We start from the raw sequence: 22,215 nt of genomic DNA, 5'->3' as shown, positions 1-22,215 counted from the left end.
AAGCAGCCTAAAGTCGTATTAGAGGAACTACGACAGGCTGCATAGGGGAGTATTGCACTTGCGAGTTGAATCCGCCAAATGAAATACTCACTTTTATCAACAAGGCCTATTAAGATCTAGGCAATTTATCTCCACTCAAAACAAGCTAGAGCAGACTTAAACCGAGAATGCCAAACGTTGAGGATCGGCTTAAATTGATTTTATACGACTGGTACCTGCATAACCCCTTTAATGACTGTTACCGCAGAACCTATCAACTTAGTACGCCCGTTAGATAAAAGCTCAGTAGCAATATATCCTCCGCGTTCGGATGCTTGATAACCTTTAAGTTTTAACTTACCCAGTTTTTCTGACCAATAAACAGTTAAAGCGCAATGTGCTGAACCTGTAACAGGATCTTCATTTACGCCGACCCAAGGCGCAAAGTACCTAGAAACAAAGTCCAATTCATGACTATTTGATCTTGCGGTAACCAGAACACCACGACCATTCGTTTGCTTCATTGCCTCAAAGTTGGGCTGAAGCTTCTTTAGTATTTCTTCATTATCAACGTCGATAAACACCTTAGTATCAAAGTGACCAAAGGAGATCACCTTACTTGCTTCTATCCCTAAATGGTCCAACAGATCTTGAGATTGAGGAACGTAAAATTCAATGACTGGCGATGGAAAATCCAATTCGACTGTAGATCCATTGATGAATGCCGTTAACCTTCCTGACAGTGTTTCAAAGTTAACGCTATCACCTGACTTTACTTGCCCACTTTCCTTAAGAACATGAGCGACAGCAAGAGTTCCATGACCACACAGTTTCACCTCAGCCTTAGGCGTAAACCACCTTAATCGCATGTCAGAAAGCGATAAAAATGCGGTTTCAGATACTGCCATTTCTTCGGCAATTGAAAGCATTAAGCTCTCACTTAAACCATTTGTCGTTATACAAACGCCAGCTGGATTCCCTTTGAATGCTTCCGTTGTAAACGAATCAACCTGATACACTTGTAAATCCATTCGTTCTCCAAATTTAACACACAAATCCGCGGCGCTCGTTAACGCATCATGCCCGCAGCGCGATGCGGCCTTTGCTTGCTATACAGCTACACATTTTGACAATACCGACTGGGACAACAAGCCATTCTTGATAGCTTTCAAAAACCTTCGATGTATAAGGTTTTTGATAATGTTCCTCTTTTGGGAAGATTTTTGCAAAGACAAATAAACTTCTTCCTATTCCTACTAAAAGACAAATGCTAATTGACTCGAACATAAAATAGCAAGGACAAAAAGCCTTAGCATACGCATATATTGAATATTTTCTACTTATAAGGAATTTAACAATGAGTGACTGTGCTCTTCGGTTATTTTCTTTTTGTTATAAAGCGATGTCAGTACAACCGCTTTGAGTGAGTTTGAGCAAAATCAATCGCCAACATCAAGACCAATGCCCAAAATAAAGTCAATACATATAGCTAAATCAATAGGAAGCTGGAGGTAATTGTTAATAACCCATCCATAACCTATGACGATCTTGGCTAGCTTTTTTGGCTTTCAAAAAAGTCAAACCAGATTTAGCTCAACGGCAGCGTCCTTACATGCCTTTGTTCTTTTGTATACCTTCTAAAAATGCACTACAAATTTTAATACATAAGAAACACCTACATTACTATCTTGATACATTACACAAAAGTCAATAAACTGCGTAACCTTGATCTTAAACGACTGCTTATACCCGTGATACTGGAAAGTGCCCAATTCAGCTGGAATGAAAAGCTTTTTAGACAAGATCATTAATTGCTCCTGCATAAATGACATTTCCATCATCTAATGTTTAAAGATGAATAAATGTTGTGATCACATGGATGTGAATGAACGACCATGATGGTTAGCTGAACAAAGAGCCTACTGATCCTAAGCTAATGTTCAATAATGCAGTATAAAAGACTTTCCTCTTTACTAATAAGAGTCAGCCCTTTGGGAGTCTGTTAAAGCACCTGCATCGAAGTTGCATTACTTTAAAAGGCAAGAAATGCGCCTTAAATTAGGCACTTTTACAGGCTTTGAAAACAAGCCTCTTCAAGCATCACAGGTATATAGACAGAGTTAGACAAGAATAATGTCGATATGAAGAGCAGTTACCTCGCCATACATATATACCGGCACTTTTCATGCTCAAGCTTTAAGTCTATTTATGGAAATATATAATAAAATGAATAAATTAATAACAGGTTTGCTTATCTCTGCTAGTGCACTGAGTCACTCATTTTTTACCCCAAGTGCAGTTGCATCAGAAGCGGCATGGGTATTTGCCCATCGTGTTAACAGTATTTCAGCGCTGAATGCGGCAAATAATGATATGGGGATTAATGCCATTGAAATTGATATTACTCACCGTGATGACGTACCTGCAAAAAAGACGTGTACTGAAACGTGGTGCGCGTACCACGATGGCGATGAGGTTGCAGTCAATTTATCTGAGATTTTAAACGCAGCTGAGCTAAGTATGCAAATCGCAGCAGTTTGGTTTGATATTAAATCAACCACTAAAACCGATGCAGATTATGCCGATATTAGACAAACGGTAAAAACCTCTGTGGGTGAAGGCGATGGCAGCATGCGTAAATTTTGGGGTATTTATCCTGCAACAGAGTTAAATACGCCATACGTTACCGCTATTGAGCAAAACCTAGAGCAATTAGGGGGTCACGATGAAAACCTACTGATTATCGATGTTGACGATAATGCTGATACAGAGGCAGCCAATGCTAAATGTGCCCAGTGGGGTATTCAGTGTGGTTTATCTGTAGGTGGTCCCTTGATAGGGACTTTTGGCTTAATCGCCGATAACAACGATTTTGACTCCATCAGCGGCGATATTCAGCATATGGAGAATATTAATTCAATCTTTATGTGGACCTTTAACTGGGTAGGTTTGTATGAAGACGACATGATGCGGCTATTGTTTGGTGATCGCAGCTATTGGGAGCACCTAGCCGCTCCTCAGTGGCAATGTGGCCAAGAAGGCAATGGTGTGATTGTGGGGGCAATGAACGGCCTTTATTACAATGATTTCTGTGAAAATGACAGTGATGACGATGCCTGTGCTGTAGCAAATCAGTCCATTAATAGCGGTCCAAATACCCTCGGCACGCGTTATACGAATGTGAGTCAACCCCGCAATAACTATCAGTCTACATCCGTTTATGAGTGTGATAAGTATTACTAATTTATCGTCTAATCATTTTCGCCTGATAATTTGTCGTCTGAAAATATAGAGACTTGATTAGCAATATTCGCCTCTTCGATGAGCTGAATATTGCTTAATAGAAAAGAGGAAAAGGAAGCAATAACCTGCTTTCCTTTCCTTTCGCTGATGATTATGCGTGATATACGGAAAAAGCATCTACGTTCATCAGGTTAACTACCGATTGGATATTTTACTCTGCTCCAGTTAAGTTCATTTGTTCGTCTAATAATTGAAGCTCTTCAATTCTTTTATGCTCCGCTTCAAGAAGTGCCTCAAAGCGCGCTTCATTAGCCATAATGATTTGCTGAGCGAGTTGCATATTTTTTGTGATAAAACTTGGCATGAGTTCTTCATATTTTGCGTAAATAGGTAAAGCCATCATTTTTTTTATTTCTAAAAGTTCTTCGTACGAAAACAATGTCATCTGAATGTCGGCTAGACCGTGAATAAATTCCTCAGATTGAAATATTTCTCTGTAAAATGTTTCATAAGCTTTTCGCACTGGTTTGATGGAGTAATTTGCATTAATTTGTTGTTCGACAACACCTTGAACCATTTCCTCAAGTTTTTCACCTTGTGGAATTGAAATAACAGCCAAAGCAGCCTCGTAATGTTTGGCATCATTCGCCAACAGGTTTGCTGAAAAAATTAAAGCAAATAATAAAAAGAATTTTTTAATCATAGTTCCCTCTAAATTACTAACACTCGTTATTGTTCTGGTCTAATTCCATCTGACACTTAATTTTGAGACAGTATCGTTAATAAATTAAGAGGTCTATATGAGTTTGAAGAAATCGCATAAAAGTTATCCGCAAGCATTTAAAGATGAAGCAGTCTTGATGGTGCTAGAGCAAGGTTACAGTGCTGCAGATGCTGCCAAGTCACTTGGCGTGGGTACAAGTCTGCTTTATACCTGGAAAGAAAAATATGAATCCAAGCAACAAGGATTGACTTTAGAAGAATCTGAGCGTGATGAACTAAAACGATTGCGTAAAGAAAACAAAGAATTGCGCATGGAGAAAGAGATCCTAAAAAAGGCAAGCGCCTTCTTTGCGAAAAAAATGAAGTAAAATTTCAGTTTGTTAAAAAACACGCTAATCAATTTCCTGTAGCGCTGTTATGCCGTGTGATGAGTGTCAGTAAATCTGGCTATTACGATTGGTATAAACGCCCTGCGAAGGTGATAAACCTTGATACGTTGATGCTTTATCGCCGTGTTCGGCATTTATTTAAGAAAAGTCGAGGCAGTCTAGGGAACCGTGAAATGGTGAAGCGATTACGCAAAGAAGGTTATCAAGTTGGCCGTTATTTAGTCCGTAAAATCATGCGACGTTTACGACTCAAGGTGACTCAACGCCAAGCTTATAAGGTGACAACAAAGCGAAAACACAATGATAGCGTTGCAGATAACCTGCTAAACATGAACTTTAATCCAATTTCTGCTAATCAAGTTTGGGCGGGTGACGTGACTTATCTGAAGACGGGTGAAGGCTGGATGTATTTATCTGTAGTGATGGATTTATATTCACGTCGTATAGTGGGATGGCACATAGATAAACGCATGACGACAGACTTGATTTCTAAGGCATTAATGAAAGCTGATAACCTTCGGCAACCGCCTAAAGGCTTGGTATTTCACAGTGACAGAGGCTCACAATACACCAGTAAGCAATTTGGCAAGCTGTTATCGAGTTATGAGATCCGTGCCAGTATGGGGGATGTGGGCGCATGTTGGGATAATGCAGTCGTCGAGCGTTTCTTTGGTAGCTTGAAACACGATTGGATTTTAAAAGTTAATCAACCAACAAGAGAGTCTATGAAGAGAGAGGTGGCTGACTATATGAAATACTACAACTTAGAGCGGCTTCATTCTGCTAATGGCGATCTGTCACCTGTAGAGTTTGAATATTCTCAACTAAAAGTGTCCAATTTGGGTTGACCTGTACAAATAACTATGGGTGTCTTAGTTGTTCTGTCATTATACAATGCAAGATAGTTGACATTGATATCGTCAATCATCGGAAAAAGTATCTCGATTCAGAAAAGTTGGGGTATAAGTGCCCTCATTGTAATAATGGTAGGTTTATGCGCCAAAAACCATGGGCGATAACTAAAGCGATAAAAAATTTGGTTGGCTCAGGACTAGACAATTTATAGGAGCACCTCGAACTAATGCACTTGTACATAATGAGGGCGTTCAACATTATACAATTAGGAATAATTAGGGGTAGTAAGTGTTCTGTGCTTTGGCAAAATCGACCAGCATTTTTGGCAATGGAGCATTAGGGAAAAATTGCTTAAAGACACTCTCACGGATATAAGGTTGCATTTGGGTGTGGGTATTAACTGGCGGTAACGCAGCACTGCTATTTTCAATAATTTGTAAGGCCAGTTTTACCGCTAATTTGCCTTGTTCTCCGTGATTGGTGCCAATGGAGATCGCCCCGCCGTCATCAACAAAACCACCACTAAAACCGACCATGGGGATGCGGCTATTATTGATTGCCCAAGTGATGATTGGTTTGGCATTATCGCTACTTTCTAAATCATAATAACGTAACACAAAAATCAAATCAGCTGTTGTTTGTGCTTGCTTAATCGTGTCTTGCCATTGTTTGGCATTAGTAAGGATTTTGATAGCGATAATATTAAAAGGCGACCAGTTAATTTTTTTGAATGAGGCGAGCATACTTTTTGATTCAGCACTGCTATCGGTAATCACCACCACACGCTTTTTGTGAGGAAAAAGCTCACCATAAATTTGTTTAGCAATAACAAACGGTGTGGCTTCAACGATGCCTGTCGCATTGGTTGCTGTGCCATATTGTTTGCTCTCATCAACACCGCGGATGCCGGCGAAGATAAGCTTGATTTTAGGGTCGTTAAGATAATTTTTAGCAATGCTACGCTGCGCTTTTTCACCAACAGCAATAATAAGCGTTGGTTTCCAGCGTTTAACAATATTATTGGCCTGTTTTACAGACCACAATAAGCGCTTATTTCTTTGGCCGAGATAGACCCAGCGGGTGCTAATCCAAGCTTTTTCATTAAAGGCTTGACGTATGACCTTATCAATTTCAGCACTTGATTTTGACGTGGTTGTAGTATGGCTTTGAACAATCAGTACTCTGGGTTTGCTGGCATTGCTATACGCAAAATATACAAACAGTATCACTAGAAAAATTAAAGGCAGTAAATCAATTTTGTTCTTAATCATACGAGCAGTCCTAATTTATGCCAGAACAAGATGCCCGCCAGTATGGCGACGAGACGTATAAAAATAAAGGTGGTGTTGATGATAAAGATTTTATTAAAGCGAATTAAATTAGTGCGTTTCATTTCATCTTCAAAATTACGATAAAAACTGGCCTGATAAGGGAACAACCACGACTCGGTTGACATTAATAAGACAAATATTAATACCCATGGACTAAAGTTTGCCTGACCGATAATTGGCAGCAATAACATAAATAATAGCGGTGGCGTGATGCCTGAGCCAAGAATAAAATTGCCTAATATGCCTGCAAAATACACCATGGTGAAAAATAACAATAAATTTTTATCAGCAAAAACACTTAGCCAATTCAGATGTGTGCTTAATAAAACATCAATCTTTAAATATTGCATAATACTCGTGATGCTGATCATAAATCCTAGATAAAACAATAATGGCCAATTAATCTGGGTTTTAAATGCGTCGCGAGAAACAAAGCCCATACACAGCACAATATAAAAAATGCTCAAACTGATCCATGCAGGGGCAAGATCACTGATAGACGATGTCATCAAGCCAACCATCAAGGCCATGATTGCTAACAGTGCTGCCCATTCAGAGATTGTGGTTTTGCCAAGTTCAGCTAAATCATGAGCGATCTTTTCTGTTGATGTTTGTGGGTTTTGAGTAGAACGAAATAACAGCATGCGCATGATCAAAAAACCAAGGATTAATACCAGTGCGGGAATGGATGCGCAATATAACCAATACAGCCAATTAAACTGTAATTTAGTATTAGTGGGCAACATGCCATACAGCACTAAGTTATTGAATTTTCCTGTCATAAAAATAACAGAAAGAATAGATACACCAAAAAAACCACACGCTGCAATGCTTTCGATAGCAGAGTTTTTTTTCTTATAACCAGCAGCTTGCGAGATTTCTTGAATCAAATAGGACATCAGTGTAATGCGACTATTCTTGCCAGTCATAAAGCTAGTGAGTAAAATGCCAATTACAAAAGCGATGACTTGCAACACAATGGTTTTTTTAGGTAAGTGTTTTAGTGCCAGCAAAGAAAAACGATAGAAAATGCCAGAGTTTATTACCAGCACACCCAGGCCAAATACACTGAGTGCTAAAAAGAAACTGCCTGAGGTAAAGCCAGACAAAGCCACATTTTGTGGTGTTAGGCTAAGCAGTAAAGTTGACAGAATCACAAATAGAGCGGGAATGAAGTCGGGGAGCAAGCGAAATACCCACATCATCAGTGCGGCAACAAAAATAGTGGCAAATTGCTGCTGTGACCAATCAAGATTATAGAGTGGCGCAAGCTTAGAACCAAGCGGAAAGGCTACCATTACAAGCAACCAGCCAAGGCATTTGTTGATGGACAGATCAAGTGAGATTGACTTTTTCATAAACCAAAATAGTTCTAAATGTTACCGTTAAACTTCCTCATAGAATTTACAATAACTCAAACGACAACCCTCAACGAATAATCCCACCACCAAGACAAATATCATGATGATAAAACACCACCGAGTATAAGTAGTATAAACGTCCTTTTCGTAATGTCTAAAATATACTTTGTTTGATATTTGGTCACATTGACTTCTTCTTTATCGCAATGAGGAAACAAGTGCGTTCCGCTGTTGCGTAAACCAGCTCTGAGGTTATTTAAATGAACCAAAATCAAAGCAACACATGAGATTTTGACTTTGCTTTTAATTTTGATTTTCCATCTAAATGGCTGACGTTCGTTAAAATCAATGCGTCAATCTGACAAGAAGAAGCAAAAACCACTCACTCTAGAATGTAGGTAGCAATATTAGGCATCAGGGATCACTGAGATGATAAAGATAGATAGCCCACCTCTTTGTTATAAAGCGATGTCAGTACAACCGCTTTGAGCGAGTTTGAGCAAAATCAATCGCCAACATCGAGACCAATGACCAAAATAAAGTCAGTAAATATAGCTAAATCAGTAGGAAACTGGAGGTAATGATTAATAATCCATCCATAGCCTATGACGACCTTGGCTAGCTTTTTTGGCTTTAACAAAAGTCAAAACAGGTTTAGCTCAACGGCTGCGTCCATACATGTCTTTGTTGTTTTGTCTATCTTCTAAAAACGCACTACATATTTTAATATATAAGAAGCACCAACGTTACTATCTTGATACATTACACAAAAATCAATAAACTGCGTAACCTTGATCTTAAACGGCTGCTTATACCCGTGATACTGGAAAGTGCTCGATTCAGCTGGCATTAAAAGCTTTTTAGACAAGGTCATTCATTGCTTCTGCATAAATGACATTTCCATCATCTAATGTTTAAGGGTGAACAAATGTTGTGATCACATGGATGTGAATGAACGACCTTGATGGTCAGCTGAACAGAGAGCCTAGTGATTCTAAGCTAATGTTCAATAATGCCTTTTAAACCAGTCGTTTGTGAGTCGGTTAAAGCACCTGCATCGACGTTGTATTACTTAAAGAGACAGTAAGCATTTCTGCAATAACGCGCCTTAAATTAGGCACTTTTACAGGCTTTGAAAACAAGCCTCTTCAAGCATCACAGGTATATAGACAGAGTTAGACAAGAATAATGTCGATATGGAGAGCAGTTACCTCGCCATACATATATACCGGCACTTTTCATGCTCAAGCTTTAAGTCTATTTATGGAAATATATAATAAAATGAATAAATTAATAACAGATTTGCTTATCTCTGCGAGTGCACTGAGTCACTCATTTTTTACCCCAAGTGCAGTTGCATCAGAAGCGGCATGGGTATTTGCCCATCGTGTTAACAGTATTTCAGCGCTGAATGCGGCAAATAATGATATGGGGATTAATGCCATTGAAATTGATATTACTCACCGTGATGACGTACCTGCAAAAAAGACGTGTACTGAGACGTGATGCGCGTACCACGATGGCGATGGCAATTAGGGGGTCACGATGAAAACCTACTGATTATCGATGTTGACGATAATGCTGATACAGAGGCAGCCAATGCTAAATGTGCCCAGTGGGGTATTCAGTGTGGTTTGTCTGTAGGCGGTCCCTTGATAGGGACTTTTGGCTTAATCGCCGATAACAACGGTTTTGACTCCATCAGCGGCGATATCCAGCATATGGAGAATATCAATTCAATCTTTATGTGGACCTTTAACTGGGTAGGTTTGTATGAAGACGACATGATGCGGCTATTGTTTGGTGATCGCAGCTATTGGGAGCACCTAGCCGCTCCTCAATGGCAATGTGGCCAAGAAGGCAATGGTGTGATTGTGGGTGCAATGAACGGCCTTTATTACGATGATTTCTGTGAAAATGACAGTGATGACGATGCCTGTGCTGTAGCAAATCAGTCCATTAATAGCGGTCCAAATACCCTCGGCACGCGTTATACGAATGTGAGTCAACCCCGCAATAACTATCAGTCTACATCCGTTTATGAGTGTGATAAATACTACTAACTTATTGTCTGATATTTATCGCCTAATCATTTGGCGCCTGATAATTTATCCTCTAACGATATAGTCAATGAATGAGCAATATTCACCTCTTCAATGCACTGAATGATAGCACTGAATATTGCTCTTTAATAAATGAGTTACCTCTTGTTTTGCCGTCAAAGTAAGGAAAGGTCCATGTGTGTTGATTATTCTGAAAATCTAAGTTTTTAAAAACAGTACCCTTTCCTTAACCAATATTTCCAATCTTCTATAGCTTGGGAAGCATTATTGCTTGTACTTAATGGCTCAATATTTTCTAGAGGGAACAGTAATTCATCATTACCGTCAAAATCGACTAAAACATACATGTGACTATAACATTCTGAAGTATCAGCTAACCCTACGATAGTCAGTTTTGATTTATCTTTAGTACTTGTTGCATAAAATGGAAATTCAAGGTTATTTTCAAGATAGCAATACCACCCCATAGCAGCTTCTTCTGTATCATAGCAATCCACTATAATCTCCATCTGAATGCGCTCTTCTACTTCTGCTCTCATTATTACCATCCACAATATTAATTAAAAAAAGCAATCATAGTAGTGCGAGCTAGTACTACCAAACGCTTGCTGATCTTTGGACTATAAATTTCAAAATCACTTTAACATCTTATTGCAGTTAATAAAGTTATAGCTTAGCTATTTTCTGAAAAACCAACATAAGCCCACCAAAGGCAAAGGTATGACTTAACGTTAGCAATCCGTCTGGGTGTTTATTTTTTATTGGTTGTATTGGTTCGCCAATCTATTTAATCCTAGGCATTAGGGGCGCAAGCATAAGCTTGTTAAGCCCGCCTTTCCTATTTTCAACGGTTGTCAGCACTATCGCTTAAAGCAAAACGAGTCAATCAAACAATATCATACTAAGAGATAACAACATTCACATACCAAGACAAAAAGTCTTAGCAGAGAAACTTATGTATTGACTCTACGGGAGCGTCCATATATGTCCTGATTATTCTCCCTTATTCGGAATTTATCATAAGGAGTAAAATCAGTAATCATCCCTGTTTCTTCATCTAATTCAGCTACCCCAATAAGAATGTCTATCGGCGGAAATTCCACTAATCTTCTCTCCAAAACCTTCTTAATACTTTCCACATGATCCACATCAAAAGTAACTAATACAAACACTAATTCATCAATCTCATTTTTGTCGGCAAAATAGTGAGCTTCGTATATTGACCCATATAATCTTTCAGAGAAGCGAGGATGACGAACGACTTTAACCTCAAAAGCCACAGTCTTTCCATCAAACTTTGCAATAATATCTACTGGAGCATGACTAAGATTCACTAAGCACTCCTCTCCATATTGTTCGGACAACCAATCATAGACCACCTTCTCGGCTGAACGACCCATGTTATGGTGATTACGTTCACGATAGCGCACTCTAGCAACATCCCTTACTTCTTCTATCGCCTCACTTGAAACACCCACACTTAATATTTTATTGGCGTACTTTAGAAATCCTTCTGAACTATACATGTGGAACCGTTGAACATCAGCCTGCTCCGTCATCTCACCTATCAGCTCCGGTCTTGGGGATATTGTTTTATCTCCATTTTGTTTTACCTTTAGCCACCAATCCTCTTTATCATCATCTGTAATAAATATCAGGTCAGAAAGATTGCTTTGACTAGCGTGAGTAAGCATTTGTGACCAAACAATATAATCGCTATATTTTCTCTGGTATGTCAGGTTGCCATATGAAAATACAGGCTCATCTGATTTCTCTTTGTCATCATCCATATAGCCTGGTGGGACTTTATTTTTAAATCGGAGTTCGGCTTTTTTTTCAAGAGCATCTATGGCTTTCTGATCGGCTGGTTTTTCCCCTATTCTCCCATCAAATAAAGCATCTAACTTAACTCTAACCTGATCTTCACTGACAACACTAAAATGGTGTTTTTCTAGTCCACTCAATTCAGAATATAGGTAACAATATTAGACACAACACATAATTCAAAGAAACACACGGCTGTGCTTTATTCTTTGTTTTTAACATCTCGTGTAGATGCAGCTGTACGCCTTCGACTTCAGGGATGAAGTCGTAGAGCGCTCAGGGATGAGTTTATAGCGTGCTACAGAGGTATCTGCACAGAAGCCTGCGGCAGCAATTCACCAAAATGAATATGAACAATTCAAACCAGATAACTTTATACAAATAAAGTGAGTGATTACACCCCCAGTGTGAGTGGGCACTCACGTTCTTCCATTAAGCGACGCTTAATCAATAAAAAATACCTAACCTTTATTAGAAGGTCGAAAACTGACTATTTCATCAAAGGTCAAATAGCGCCACTCTCCCACTGGCACATCCAAGCACACGGTGCCTATTTGCTCACGGTGCAGCGCCTGCACCCGATTACCCACCGCGGCGAACATACGCTTCACTTGATGATAGCGCCCTTCGGTGAGGGTCAGTAGCACTTCTTTGTCGTTGACGACAGCAACTGAAGCGGACAAGGTCAGTGAAGACTCACCTTGAAGTTGAATACCTTGCAAAAAACACTCAATGACATCGGTTTTAATGGGATCCCGTAAACTGACTCGATAAATTTTCGCGCACTGCTTTTGCGGGCGAATAATGTCAAATGACCAGCGGCCATCATCGGTGATTAGCACTAAGCCTGTGGTGTCTGCATCCAAGCGACCCACAATATGCAGTTCCTCGGGATTATCGATAGCAATGTGATTAAAGATGGAGGGGTGATCGCCATCCACATTAGAGCTGAGGGTATTGCTGGGTTTATGAAATAATAAATAACGAAAAGGCCGCGGGACTAACACCTGTCCATTAAACACTATGTGATTATTCTCATGGACTTGTTTGGACTCATCTCGCACGGCCTCAGTGTTAACACTCACTTCCCCTGCCGCAATGACTGCCCTTGCTTGTCCCCGTGACAATAGCGTACTTTTACACACAAACTTATCCAGACGCATCCATTACCCCAAATACCACAGCCTTGTTATACTCGATACGAACGCGCCCAGTATTGCTGAGTAGGCTCAAAAGGACGCGTTAAGAATCACCAAAACACCTTAATAAATCTCAGGCTCACCTTCTGGCCGCGTCTTTAACACTTTTAAAAACCACATGTATTGCTCAGGGTAAGCCAAAATGACTTGCTCCACCGCTTTGTTGAGGGCAAGCGCTTCGTTTTCTTTACCTTGCATGGTACTGGGTTCAATGGCCGGCAAAACGGTTAAGTCAAATTGTCTTGTTTGTTGGTTATAGCCTATTTGTATTGGCATCACTTGTGCATTACCGGCTTTAGCGAGCCGTCCGACTACAGGTAAAGTCGCTTTAGTGGTGCCTAAAAAGGGCGCAAAAAGACTCTTATCACGGCCTAAATCTTCATCGGGCAAATAAAAGAAGCTGTTATCTTGCTTTAGCTCGCTCAGCAGCGCGCGAATACCCGCTTCTCGCATATAAACGCCCCCACCATGGGTACTGCGCATACGATTATTAAACCAGTTAAATAAGTCATTACGGTGCGCTTTAGCCATGGTCACCATAGGCAATTCCAGATTGAGTCTCAATCCGGCATAATCAATGCCCCACACATGGGGCATAATAAAAATAATCGGCTGTTTGTCTGCCCGTGCTTGGTGCACATGTTCAAGGCCCGAAAGGGTGACTCGTTGCCTTAAATGAGCTTTAGAGCGAAGCAGAAGTTCAGCTTGCCCTAACAAGATCATGGCAAAATTTTCCACGTTACGGGTAATAAGCCCATCGATATCTTGGGAGGAGTATTCAGGAAAGCAGAGCGTTAAGTTGGCTCGCGCCACCTTAATGGGCTTAGTGGCGATTTTCATCACTAACTTGGCTAACACTCTAGCAATGGGATCCCGCACACAGGCTGGTAATAAAGAAAAAACAAGCAAAATCGCAATACCCAACCAAGTCAGCCAAAACTTAGGATGCAATAAGCTTAAAGGAAAGCGACGATCAAAATAGTTAGCATGTGTAGACAAGACTTCAACCTCTATATCTGATCCAGATTGACAACATCAGACCGATTCTTCTGTGTAAAATAAAAATGCAGTGACAAATACAATGAAAAGTGCGGCTTCACATTCAATCGAATAGGAAGCCACATATTAATCCTCTGACTCATTGAGTACAAAACACTGCAATGAGAAAGACGTTATCCTACCACAATAATGAAAAAGCCACTCAGGAGAGTGGCCTTTACATACTGCTAGCACGCAATTACTTCTTTGCGTTAGCCTCTTCAACTCGACTTTTTAGCTTTTGTCCAGGTCGGAACGTCACAACACGACGTGCCGAGATAGGAATATCTTCGCCAGTTTTCGGGTTCCTTCCCGGTCTTTGATTCTTATCCCTTAGGTCAAAGTTGCCAAAGCCAGATAACTTGACCTGCTCACCACTTTCGAGCGCCTGACGAATCTCTTCGAAAAACATCTCTACCATCTCTTTAGCCACCCTCTTATTGAGACCGAGCGTTTCAAAAAGATGTTCTGCCATTTCGGCTTTGGTAAGTGCCATACTTTTAGTCCCTCAACGATGCGTTGAACTCAGACTTGAGAGCAGAAACCACTGAATTTACCATCTCAGCAATGTCCTTTTCTACAAGCGTACGAGTGTTGTCTTGAAATATAAGTGCGATAGCTAAGCTCTTCTTGCCAGCCTCAACACCTTTACCTTTGTATACATCGAATAAGTTTAAGCCAACCAACTGATTTTCGCCAACTTTTCTTATCACTTTTACAACATTACCCACTGTAACTGCATCATCAACCACAATCGCAATATCACGACGGTTAGCTGGAAACTTAGATACAGCCTGGGCTAGCGGCAATTTGGCTTGCAATAAAGCATCCAATTCCAGCTCAAAAATGATGGTTTTACCATTCAGGCCAAACGGCTTTTCTAAACTAGGATGAACGGCTCCGATGATACCTACTACTTGCTCACCTCTAATAATTTCAGCACATTGCCCAGGATGAAGCGCTGAGTGTGTTGCTGATCTAAAGCTAAAGTCTAGATCCGATCCTGTCAAGCCAATTATGGCTTCTAGATCACCTTTAAGGTCGAAAAAATCAACCGTTTGTGACTCCAAGGTCCAATGTTCGTCACTTTGATTGCCAGCAATCACCGCACCTAACATGGCTTGTTGTCGTACACCGGACTCAGCATTTTCATCAGGAATAAAACGTAATCCTGTTTCAAATAACCTCACCCGATTCTGTTGACGACTCTGGTTATATCCCACAGCAGTCAAAAGACCTGTCATTGTCGACAAACGCATTGCCGACATGTCAACCGAAATAGGATTCGGTAAAATCATGGCATCTTGTCCCGGATGGACCAATGCCTGTTGTTTTGGATCCACAAAGCTATAAGTGATGGCTTCTTGGAAACCACGGTCAACCAATAGATTACGGACACGTTTAAGACTGATATCCGCTTCTTTATGATCGGACATCTTTAAAGAAGCTTCTGGTGCAACATTAGGAATATTATTGTATCCATAAATGCGCGCAACTTCTTCAATTAAATCTTCTTCTATTGCCATATCAAAACGATACGTTGCAGTCGTGACTTGCCAGCTGCCATTTTGAGCTTCCACACTGAAGCCCAAGCGGGTCAAAATTTCTTCGACATCAGTGTCGATAATATGGTGACCTAAAATACGGTCTAATTTACTGCGGCGCAGTAAAATGCTCACCGGTTTTGGCAAATCGCTTTCAGATTTTGCTTCAACCACAGGGCCCGCTTCACCACCACAAATATCCAGCACTAATCGGCTCGCTCTATCCATGGCTTTGTGTTGCAGCTCTGGATCCACACCGCGCTCAAAACGATGTGAAGAGTCAGTATGGAGCCCTAAACGGCGCGCCTTACCTAATATGGCAAGCGGTGCAAAGAAAGCACATTCTAATACAATAGACTCTGTTTGCTGACTCACACCTGAATGTTCACCACCAAATACCCCTGCAAGAGCAAGTGGTTGCGTGTTTGATGCTATAACCAGCATATCACTGGGCACAGTGACTTCATTGCCATCAAGTAATGTCAGCTTTTCATCACCCGTCGCCAAACGCACCTGAATATCCCCTTCGACTTTTGCTTTATCAAAGGCATGCATAGGCTGACCAAACTCAATCAATACATAGTTGGTAATATCAACAATAGGATCAATTGAACGTATACCACTGCGGCGCAGCTTTTCTTGCATCCAAAGTGGTGTCTGCGCTTTCACATTGACATGATTAATCACACGGGCCAAATAACGTGGGCAGGCACTCGGAGCCTGTAAATCAACCGTCACGGTATCATCAATACTCGCAGGCACGGCTTCCCACTCAGGTTGTGTCACCGCTTGACGGTTCAATACACCCACTTCACGTGCCAAACCCGACATGCCTAAACAATCGGCGCGGTTCGCCGTTAAGTCCACATCAATAGTGGCATCATTTAAACGCAGGTATTCACGAATATCCATGCCAACAGGTGCATCACTCGGCAATTCGATGATGCCATCACTTTCGATGTCAATGCCTAACTCGCCATAGGAGCACAACATACCAAACGATGGTTCACCGCGTAATTTGGCTTTTTTAATTTTAAAATCACCGGGTAGAACAGCGCCCACCATGGCAACAGCCACTTTGATACCTTGTCTGCAATTTGGGGCACCGCACACAATATCAATCAACTCATCGCGACCAACATTAATTTTGGTTACGCGTAATTTGTCTGCATCAGGGTGCTGGCCACATTCCACCACTTCACCCACAATCACACCACTAAAATCGCCTGCCACCGCGTCAATACCATCGACTTCTAATCCAGCCATAGTAATTTGATGCGCTAATGCTTCGCGGTCAACACTTGGGTTAACCCATTCACGAAGCCAAGATTCGCTAAATTTCATGCTCTTACAGCTCCGATTATTTAAATTGTTTTAAAAAACGTAAATCATTTTCAAAGAATGAACGTAAGTCGCTCACGCCATAACGCAACATCGATAAGCGCTCAACCCCCATACCAAAGGCAAAACCAGAATATTGCTCAGGATCGATTCCCACGCTGCGTAATACATTTGGATGAACCATACCGCAACCTAACACTTCTAACCATTTGCCATTTTTGCCCATCACGTCCACTTCGGCTGAAGGCTCAGTGAATGGAAAATAAGACGGGCGAAAACGCACTTCCAAATCTTCTTCAAAAAAGTTACGTAAAAAATCATGCAATATGCCCTTAAGCTCGGCAAAATTGACTTTTTCAGCCACAAACAGCCCTTCCACTTGATGGAACATCGGTGTATGGGTTTGATCATAATCATTACGGTAAACACGACCAGGAGAAATAATCCTCAATGGTGGTTTTTCATGCTCCATAGTACGAATTTGTACGCCAGAGGTTTGCGTACGTAACATGACCTTAGGGTTAAAATAAAAAGTGTCATGATCCGCACGAGCGGGATGATGCTCCGAGATATTCAATGCATCAAAATTATGAAAGTCATCTTCAATTTCAGGGCCATCTTTGACCACAAAACCTAATTCACCAAAAAACGCTTCAATACGCTCAATCGTTCGAGTCACTGGGTGTAAACCGCCATTTTCAATACGGCGACCAGGTAATGTCACATCAATCCCTTCGCTAGCAAGCTGGGCTTCTAATTCAGCCGCTTTTAAACCTTCAATACGGGCAGACAGCGTTTTTTGCACTTGTTGCTTGGCTTGGTTGACCGCTTGTCCAAAAGCTGGCTTTTCTTCAGAGGGTAACTTCCCCATCATTTTCATCATGTCTGTGATTTGACCTTTCTTACCAAGGTAATCAACACGAAGGTCATCGAGGGCTTTTAAATTATCAGCTCCTTCGATTGCCGCTAAGGCCTGTTCTACGATTTCTGTTAACTGTGACATTATCTCTTCCAGTGCGCGGTGACCCCAATAATGAGCCCCATTACTTTTTGGCTAACTTTAATTTCAAGAGTGAAAATAAGAAAAAACACAAATTTTACGTGAGCATATTGCTTTTGACTAGTGATAATTCAGGGTTTTTTCATTCAATTGACTGTTATTTCTCAATGATATTTAAAATTGCGGCTATTTATTAACATAAAATGACTTTTTGCTGGTGTTTCACTCACCTCAATTGTTAATATTACTACTCATCAAATTAACATAGATTGCTTTTTGTATCATAAAGACGCCATTATCGCGGCACTAAGTCACTAATACAGTGAAACAAAATAACAACAATTCATTCAAGTTATCTTGTCTGTGACCGATATATGTATCGTAGTCGTCCCAAAAATGAGAAATATCATGAAAGAAGTTAAATTTCGTTGGGTTGATCAATATTTGATCCACATGACCTTAAAAACTAAATTTGCCATTTTGGCTATTTTACCTATCTTGGCTCTCATCGTACTCACTTTAGTACTTTCAACACAGTTTAACAGCCATTTTCAAACCCAATTGGCCAGGCAAACCCAACAACAAGAACAAGCCATAAATCAGCTTAGTGCTCAAGCCCAAACAATACTATCCAAAACAGAGCTTGACACCTTCCGTCGCCAAATGACACATAATATGGCTGCGATAAACACCCAAAATACGGCGTTGCCCCCTTATCACTTCTATGACAACCCGTGGATTTATCTCACGCTTCTATTGAGCTGTGTCACGATTTTTATTGTGTCGTATTATATTTCTACCTTTGTTCGTGGTGCGCTTTACACCAATGTCAGTGCCCTACAAAAAGCCGCTGAAGGAGATTTAACCGGACGCTTAAATTATTTTAAAGTCAAAGATGAATTCAGTCATTTAGCGTTGAGTATTGATACTTTAGTGGATCGTCAACAGTCACTGGTTCAGCAAATGTCCCAGGCAACCGGTCAAATACGTCATGTTGTGCAATCTTTTAGGGACACTGCGCAAGAAGGCCAGTCTTTAGCCATGGATCAACGTCAGCATTTAGACTCATTAGCCACCGCCATGGAACAAATGACTGCAGCGGTCAAAGAAGTGGCTCGCAATGCCGAGCAATCATCCAGCGAAACCCAAGAAGCCAATCATCAAGTCGAAGCAGGATCCCGTGATATCAGTACAACCGTAGAAGCTATCGGTACGCTTTCAACTGAAATTGGCGATGCATCAACAGCCGTCAATCACCTCAATGAAAATGCCGCCAAAATTGATGAAGTGGTCACCACCATTAATGCCATTTCAGAGCAAACCAATTTGCTGGCATTAAATGCCGCTATTGAAGCGGCGCGAGCTGGCGAGCAAGGCCGAGGATTTGCCGTGGTGGCCGATGAAGTCCGCACCCTTGCAGGACGCACTCAAGCGGCGACAGTGGAAATTAAAGCCATGATAGAAGCATTGCAATCGGGTTCACGCAATTTAACCCAAGTCATGACTCGCACGGTTGAAAAAGCCAATGAAGGTAAGAAACATGTCTTAGACACAGGAAAAGACTTAGATGCTATTGCCCACCACAGTGCAAAAGTCTATGAAATGAGCACCTTAATAGCTACCTCAGCGGAAGAGCAATCAGCGGTTGCCAATGAAATTGCCACAAACTTAATGGAAATTCGTAACCAATCACACGACGTGGAGCAATCAGCTAATCAAAGTGTTTCAGGATGTGATGAGCTGCATGCAACAGCAGAACAACTCGACGCATTATTAGTTGGACTCAAAGTATAGTCTCAAAAACTAGGCAATATACTAATAACGATCACTCAGGGCACAGTCAATATACCGTTCAACACTGTGCCCGCACTATAGCTAAATCAATATGTTATGCTTTTTTAGGATAAATAACCGGGAACCAATCCTCTCTCAGACGCTCACCACTTTTTTGATTGAGATCGGGGTAATTCGGTGATGTTCTGCCAGGACGTTGAATAAAGCGCGCATCGTCCCCAACAACACGAAAAGACAAGGTCTGATTGAGTTGTGATAGGGTGTTTGCGTTCGCACCGTGAATGGTCTTAAAGTTAAAAGCAACAGCATCCCCTAGCTCTAGCCCCCAGACTTTAATGTCCCATTCACTGTTTTCAATATCCGGTAAGTCCATAAAATGCGAATCATCAGCATAAAAACTCTCTGCTGTTGACCAACTTGTCGGACGGATTTCTTTTGTTAATAAGTGACTTTTAGCCACACTCTTTAGAGAAATAGACTTTTCTCTCTTGCTTAATGGGATCCAAAAACTTACCGTTTGCTGCCCATCAACACAATAATAAGGCATATCTTGATGCCAAGGGGTGGCCACTGTCGAGCAAGCCTCTTTATGTAATAAATGATCGTGAAAAAACTGTGCCGTAGTCGATTTCATTAACTGGGCTGCCACTCTTCCAAGAGAAGACGTTAAAACAAATCGGCGATAGGCTTCGATCTGTTGCCAATTACAAAAATCTTCAAAAAAGAAACCGGAATGCGCATCTGATTGATGAGTCAGTGCTCGAGCACTAGGAAAAGCCACATTTTGATTAGCACCTTCGATTAAAGAAGGGATCCACTCGGTAAATACCCCCTTAAGCAATACCACTCCATCTCGCTGGTAAGTGTCTATCTCTGCCGCTGTCATTTCACGCTCTTGCTTCATCACATTTCGAACTCCATGCTTAAGAATTTATCTATCATCCCAATAATCATATTCAGCAAGCCACATGAGGCGCAAATAATTTATTCAATTCTCTTTCATCAATGTCAGTTTAAGGGGATTACGTCGCCTTTTTTATTAAACTAGTGACCTAAGCCTTTAAATCACCAATACAAATAGGAAACAACATTAACATTAAATTAATTTATTTATTTAAAAAAACGATTAACCTCGACAGTCAGAAAAAGAAATGGCAAAAATATGTATCGCACACATATTATTTAGGCCTAATATGAATTCAATTGTTTTTGCTGTCTGTCTCATGCTGCTCTTAAGCTTAATGAGAGTCAATGTCGTCATTGCCCTCACCCTCAGTGCGGTGATTGCAGGCTTAATTTCTGGCATGGGACTCGATGCGACAGTCAATGCATTTAATGCGGGATTAGGTAATGGGGCAGAAGTCGCACTCAGCTATGCTTTACTCGGCGCCTTTGCCGCCGCACTATCACACTCAGGACTCACAAGCTTACTGTCTAAAAATATTTTAACTCGATTAAACCAGCAGCATACTCAGAAAAATACGAATAAAGTGCGATGGGCCTTATTAAGTTTTATTGTATTAGCCGCCGTCAGTTCAGGTAATATTATTCCTATTCATATTGCTTTTATCCCTATTCTTATACCACCACTGTTACATGTCATGGAAAAGCTCTCACTCGACAGACGACTCGTCGCTTGTGTACTCACCTTTGGGCTCGTTATTAATTATATCACTGTTCCCATTGGTTTTGGCGGTATCTATCTCAATGAAATTTTACTCAAAAGTCTGACTGTCAACGGGCTCAATGCTAATGCTTCACAAGTCCTGCCCGCCATGGTCATTCCTGCAGCAGGCATGATCTTGGGTTTAGTCATTGCTGTTTTCATCAGTTACCGTAAACCAAGACAATATAATCAAGCCGTAACATTGTCTGTGGAACCTGAACAGCCTATACACTCGCGTAATATTATTATTGCATTAGTTGCAATTAGCTCCGCATTAATAGTACAACTACTGAGTCAATCCATGATTTTTGGCGCATTAATTGGCTTTATTATTTTCAGTTTCTCTGGGGCACTCAGAAATAATAAAAATCAAAATATCTTTGATACTGGCGTAAAAATGATGGCTAATATTGGCTTTATTATGATTGCAGCGGCTGGCTTTGCCTCAGTCCTGAAAAGTACAGGCGAGATAACAAGCTTAGTGAATTCACTAGGTGGGATCATTGGAGACAGTAAAGGCTTGGCGGCCTTTTTTATGTTGCTGGTTGGTTTGATAATTACCATGGGAATAGGCTCATCTTTCTCAACTGTCCCCATCATTGCCGCTATTTACGTGCCTTTAGCACTGAGTTTTGGCTTCTCAACTCCCGCCATTATTGCACTGGTTGGTACCGCAGGCGCCTTAGGCGATGCAGGATCGCCTGCATCTGATTCCACATTGGGGCCCACTTCAGGATTAAATATTGATGGCCAACACGATCATATGCGTGATAGCGTGATCCCAACATTTATTCACTACAATCTGCCTTTACTGGTTTTTGGCTGGATAGCAGTAATGAGTTTGTAATATCAACCTAAGTCATGC

General features: G+C 40.9%; 18 protein-coding genes. 6 read left to right on the top strand and 12 right to left on the bottom strand.

Annotation, left to right across the window (positions count from 1 at the left end; all coding sequences use genetic code 11):
• Window positions 1-200: 200 nt before the first annotated feature.
• On the bottom strand, window positions 201-1,010 hold the full coding sequence (locus tag Q0976_RS20010; protein WP_299495676.1) for a PhzF family phenazine biosynthesis protein: 810 nt from the start codon (window positions 1,008-1,010) through the stop codon (window positions 201-203).
• Between the two features lie 1,195 nt (window positions 1,011-2,205).
• Between Q0976_RS20010 and Q0976_RS20005 the strand changes: the two genes are divergently transcribed.
• Entirely contained in the window at window positions 2,206-3,222 is a 1,017-nt protein-coding gene (locus Q0976_RS20005; RefSeq protein WP_299495674.1) for a hypothetical protein, read from the top strand.
• A gap of 211 nt (window positions 3,223-3,433) precedes the next feature.
• Here Q0976_RS20005 and Q0976_RS20000 read toward each other — a convergent pair whose 3' ends face one another.
• Window positions 3,434-3,925, bottom strand: coding sequence for a hypothetical protein (locus tag Q0976_RS20000; protein ID WP_299495672.1), 492 nt, complete (start codon window positions 3,923-3,925; stop codon window positions 3,434-3,436).
• Window positions 3,926-4,022: 97 nt separating this feature from the next.
• On the opposite strand from Q0976_RS20000, the gene Q0976_RS19995 reads away from it, so the two are divergent.
• Window positions 4,023-5,182 (top strand): IS3 family transposase gene (locus Q0976_RS19995; protein WP_299495670.1). Its coding sequence is split into 2 segments (ribosomal slippage): window positions 4,023-4,272 and window positions 4,272-5,182, totalling 1,161 coding nucleotides; the frame shifts between segments, so codons are not numbered across the junction.
• A 282-nt stretch (window positions 5,183-5,464) separates the two neighbouring features.
• Here Q0976_RS19995 and Q0976_RS19990 read toward each other — a convergent pair.
• The gene (locus Q0976_RS19990) at window positions 5,465-6,460 is read right to left on the bottom strand and encodes an ABC transporter substrate binding protein (RefSeq protein WP_299495669.1); all 996 of its coding nucleotides are present in this window, start codon (window positions 6,458-6,460) and stop codon (window positions 5,465-5,467) included.
• Window positions 6,457-7,818, bottom strand: coding sequence for an anion permease (locus Q0976_RS19985; RefSeq protein WP_299495668.1), 1,362 nt, complete (start codon window positions 7,816-7,818; stop codon window positions 6,457-6,459). The genes Q0976_RS19990 and Q0976_RS19985 overlap by 4 nt, the downstream gene beginning before the upstream one ends.
• Before the next feature lie 1,344 nt (window positions 7,819-9,162).
• Between Q0976_RS19985 and Q0976_RS19980 the strand changes: the two genes are divergently transcribed.
• Together Q0976_RS19980 and Q0976_RS19975 are read left to right on the top strand one after the other, a co-directional pair.
• On the top strand, window positions 9,163-9,387 hold the full coding sequence (locus Q0976_RS19980; RefSeq protein WP_299495667.1) for a hypothetical protein: 225 nt from the start codon (window positions 9,163-9,165) through the stop codon (window positions 9,385-9,387).
• On the top strand, window positions 9,387-9,944 hold the full coding sequence (locus Q0976_RS19975; RefSeq protein WP_299495666.1) for a hypothetical protein: 558 nt from the start codon (window positions 9,387-9,389) through the stop codon (window positions 9,942-9,944). Before Q0976_RS19980 ends, Q0976_RS19975 begins: the two co-directional genes overlap by 1 nt.
• Before the next feature lie 206 nt (window positions 9,945-10,150).
• Here the strand turns inward: Q0976_RS19975 and Q0976_RS19970 are convergent, their stop codons facing one another.
• The 7 genes from Q0976_RS19970 to pheS form a co-directional block, all read right to left on the bottom strand.
• The gene (locus tag Q0976_RS19970) at window positions 10,151-10,483 is read right to left on the bottom strand and encodes a calcium-binding protein (protein ID WP_299495665.1); all 333 of its coding nucleotides are present in this window, start codon (window positions 10,481-10,483) and stop codon (window positions 10,151-10,153) included.
• Between the two features lie 414 nt (window positions 10,484-10,897).
• A complete protein-coding gene (locus Q0976_RS19965) occupies window positions 10,898-11,908 on the bottom strand; it encodes a PIN-like domain-containing protein (protein ID WP_299495664.1) in 1,011 nt (336 codons plus the stop codon).
• A 321-nt stretch (window positions 11,909-12,229) separates the two neighbouring features.
• Complete coding sequence (locus tag Q0976_RS19960) at window positions 12,230-12,931, bottom strand: pseudouridine synthase (RefSeq protein ID WP_299495663.1); 702 nt, start codon at window positions 12,929-12,931, stop codon at window positions 12,230-12,232.
• A 99-nt stretch (window positions 12,932-13,030) separates the two neighbouring features.
• The gene (gene lpxM / locus Q0976_RS19955; RefSeq protein ID WP_299495662.1) at window positions 13,031-13,966 is read right to left on the bottom strand and encodes a lauroyl-Kdo(2)-lipid IV(A) myristoyltransferase; all 936 of its coding nucleotides are present in this window, start codon (window positions 13,964-13,966) and stop codon (window positions 13,031-13,033) included.
• A gap of 238 nt (window positions 13,967-14,204) precedes the next feature.
• Window positions 14,205-14,501, bottom strand: a complete 297-nt coding sequence (ihfA, locus tag Q0976_RS19950) for an integration host factor subunit alpha (protein ID WP_248941556.1) — start codon at window positions 14,499-14,501, stop codon at window positions 14,205-14,207.
• A gap of 4 nt (window positions 14,502-14,505) precedes the next feature.
• Complete coding sequence (gene pheT / locus Q0976_RS19945; RefSeq protein ID WP_299495661.1) at window positions 14,506-16,893, bottom strand: phenylalanine--tRNA ligase subunit beta; 2,388 nt, start codon at window positions 16,891-16,893, stop codon at window positions 14,506-14,508.
• A gap of 16 nt (window positions 16,894-16,909) precedes the next feature.
• On the bottom strand, window positions 16,910-17,893 hold the full coding sequence (gene pheS, locus Q0976_RS19940; protein ID WP_299495660.1) for a phenylalanine--tRNA ligase subunit alpha: 984 nt from the start codon (window positions 17,891-17,893) through the stop codon (window positions 16,910-16,912).
• 405 nt (window positions 17,894-18,298) lie between these two features.
• Here pheS and Q0976_RS19935 point away from each other — a divergent pair, with 405 nt between their 5' ends.
• Window positions 18,299-19,684 carry a methyl-accepting chemotaxis protein gene (locus Q0976_RS19935; protein ID WP_299495659.1) on the top strand — a complete coding sequence of 462 codons (1,386 nt, stop codon included), beginning with the start codon at window positions 18,299-18,301 and terminating at the stop codon, window positions 19,682-19,684.
• 94 nt (window positions 19,685-19,778) lie between these two features.
• Here the strand turns inward: Q0976_RS19935 and Q0976_RS19930 are convergent, their stop codons facing one another.
• Window positions 19,779-20,588, bottom strand: a complete 810-nt coding sequence (locus Q0976_RS19930; protein ID WP_299495680.1) for a phytanoyl-CoA dioxygenase family protein — start codon at window positions 20,586-20,588, stop codon at window positions 19,779-19,781.
• Window positions 20,589-20,877: 289 nt separating this feature from the next.
• On the opposite strand from Q0976_RS19930, the gene Q0976_RS19925 reads away from it, so the two are divergent.
• Complete coding sequence (locus Q0976_RS19925) at window positions 20,878-22,197, top strand: Na+/H+ antiporter NhaC family protein (protein WP_299495658.1); 1,320 nt, start codon at window positions 20,878-20,880, stop codon at window positions 22,195-22,197.
• Window positions 22,198-22,215 lie beyond the last annotated feature (18 nt).

This window comes from uncultured Shewanella sp. (assembly GCF_947501665.1).
Lineage (GTDB): Bacteria > Pseudomonadota > Gammaproteobacteria > Enterobacterales > Shewanellaceae > Shewanella.
The sequence above is the reverse complement of the archived record's forward strand: the minus strand, read 5'-3'. Positions and strand labels throughout refer to the sequence as shown.

Bases quoted from the DNA above. Each gene is read 5' to 3' on its own strand.
- Q0976_RS19960 (WP_299495663.1), bottom strand. From the start codon at position 12,931: ATGCGTCTGGATAAGTTTGTGTGTAAAAGTACGCTATTGTCACGGGGA.
- ihfA (WP_248941556.1), bottom strand. From the start codon at position 14,501: ATGGCACTTACCAAAGCCGAAATGGCAGAACATCTTTTTGAAACGCTC.
- Q0976_RS19975 (WP_299495666.1), top strand. From the start codon at position 9,387: ATGCGCGTACCACGATGGCGATGGCAATTAGGGGGTCACGATGAAAAC.
- Q0976_RS19990 (WP_299495669.1), bottom strand. From the start codon at position 6,460: ATGATTAAGAACAAAATTGATTTACTGCCTTTAATTTTTCTAGTGATA.
- Q0976_RS19980 (WP_299495667.1), top strand. From the start codon at position 9,163: ATGAATAAATTAATAACAGATTTGCTTATCTCTGCGAGTGCACTGAGT.
- Q0976_RS19925 (WP_299495658.1), top strand. From the start codon at position 20,878: ATGAATTCAATTGTTTTTGCTGTCTGTCTCATGCTGCTCTTAAGCTTA.
- Q0976_RS20005 (WP_299495674.1), top strand. From the start codon at position 2,206: ATGAATAAATTAATAACAGGTTTGCTTATCTCTGCTAGTGCACTGAGT.
- Q0976_RS20000 (WP_299495672.1), bottom strand. From the start codon at position 3,925: ATGATTAAAAAATTCTTTTTATTATTTGCTTTAATTTTTTCAGCAAAC.
- pheT (WP_299495661.1), bottom strand. From the start codon at position 16,893: ATGAAATTTAGCGAATCTTGGCTTCGTGAATGGGTTAACCCAAGTGTT.
- Q0976_RS19930 (WP_299495680.1), bottom strand. From the start codon at position 20,588: ATGAAGCAAGAGCGTGAAATGACAGCGGCAGAGATAGACACTTACCAG.
- Q0976_RS19935 (WP_299495659.1), top strand. From the start codon at position 18,299: ATGAAAGAAGTTAAATTTCGTTGGGTTGATCAATATTTGATCCACATG.
- pheS (WP_299495660.1), bottom strand. From the start codon at position 17,893: ATGTCACAGTTAACAGAAATCGTAGAACAGGCCTTAGCGGCAATCGAA.
- Q0976_RS20010 (WP_299495676.1), bottom strand. From the start codon at position 1,010: ATGGATTTACAAGTGTATCAGGTTGATTCGTTTACAACGGAAGCATTC.
- Q0976_RS19970 (WP_299495665.1), bottom strand. From the start codon at position 10,483: ATGAGAGCAGAAGTAGAAGAGCGCATTCAGATGGAGATTATAGTGGAT.
- Q0976_RS19985 (WP_299495668.1), bottom strand. From the start codon at position 7,818: ATGGTAGCCTTTCCGCTTGGTTCTAAGCTTGCGCCACTCTATAATCTT.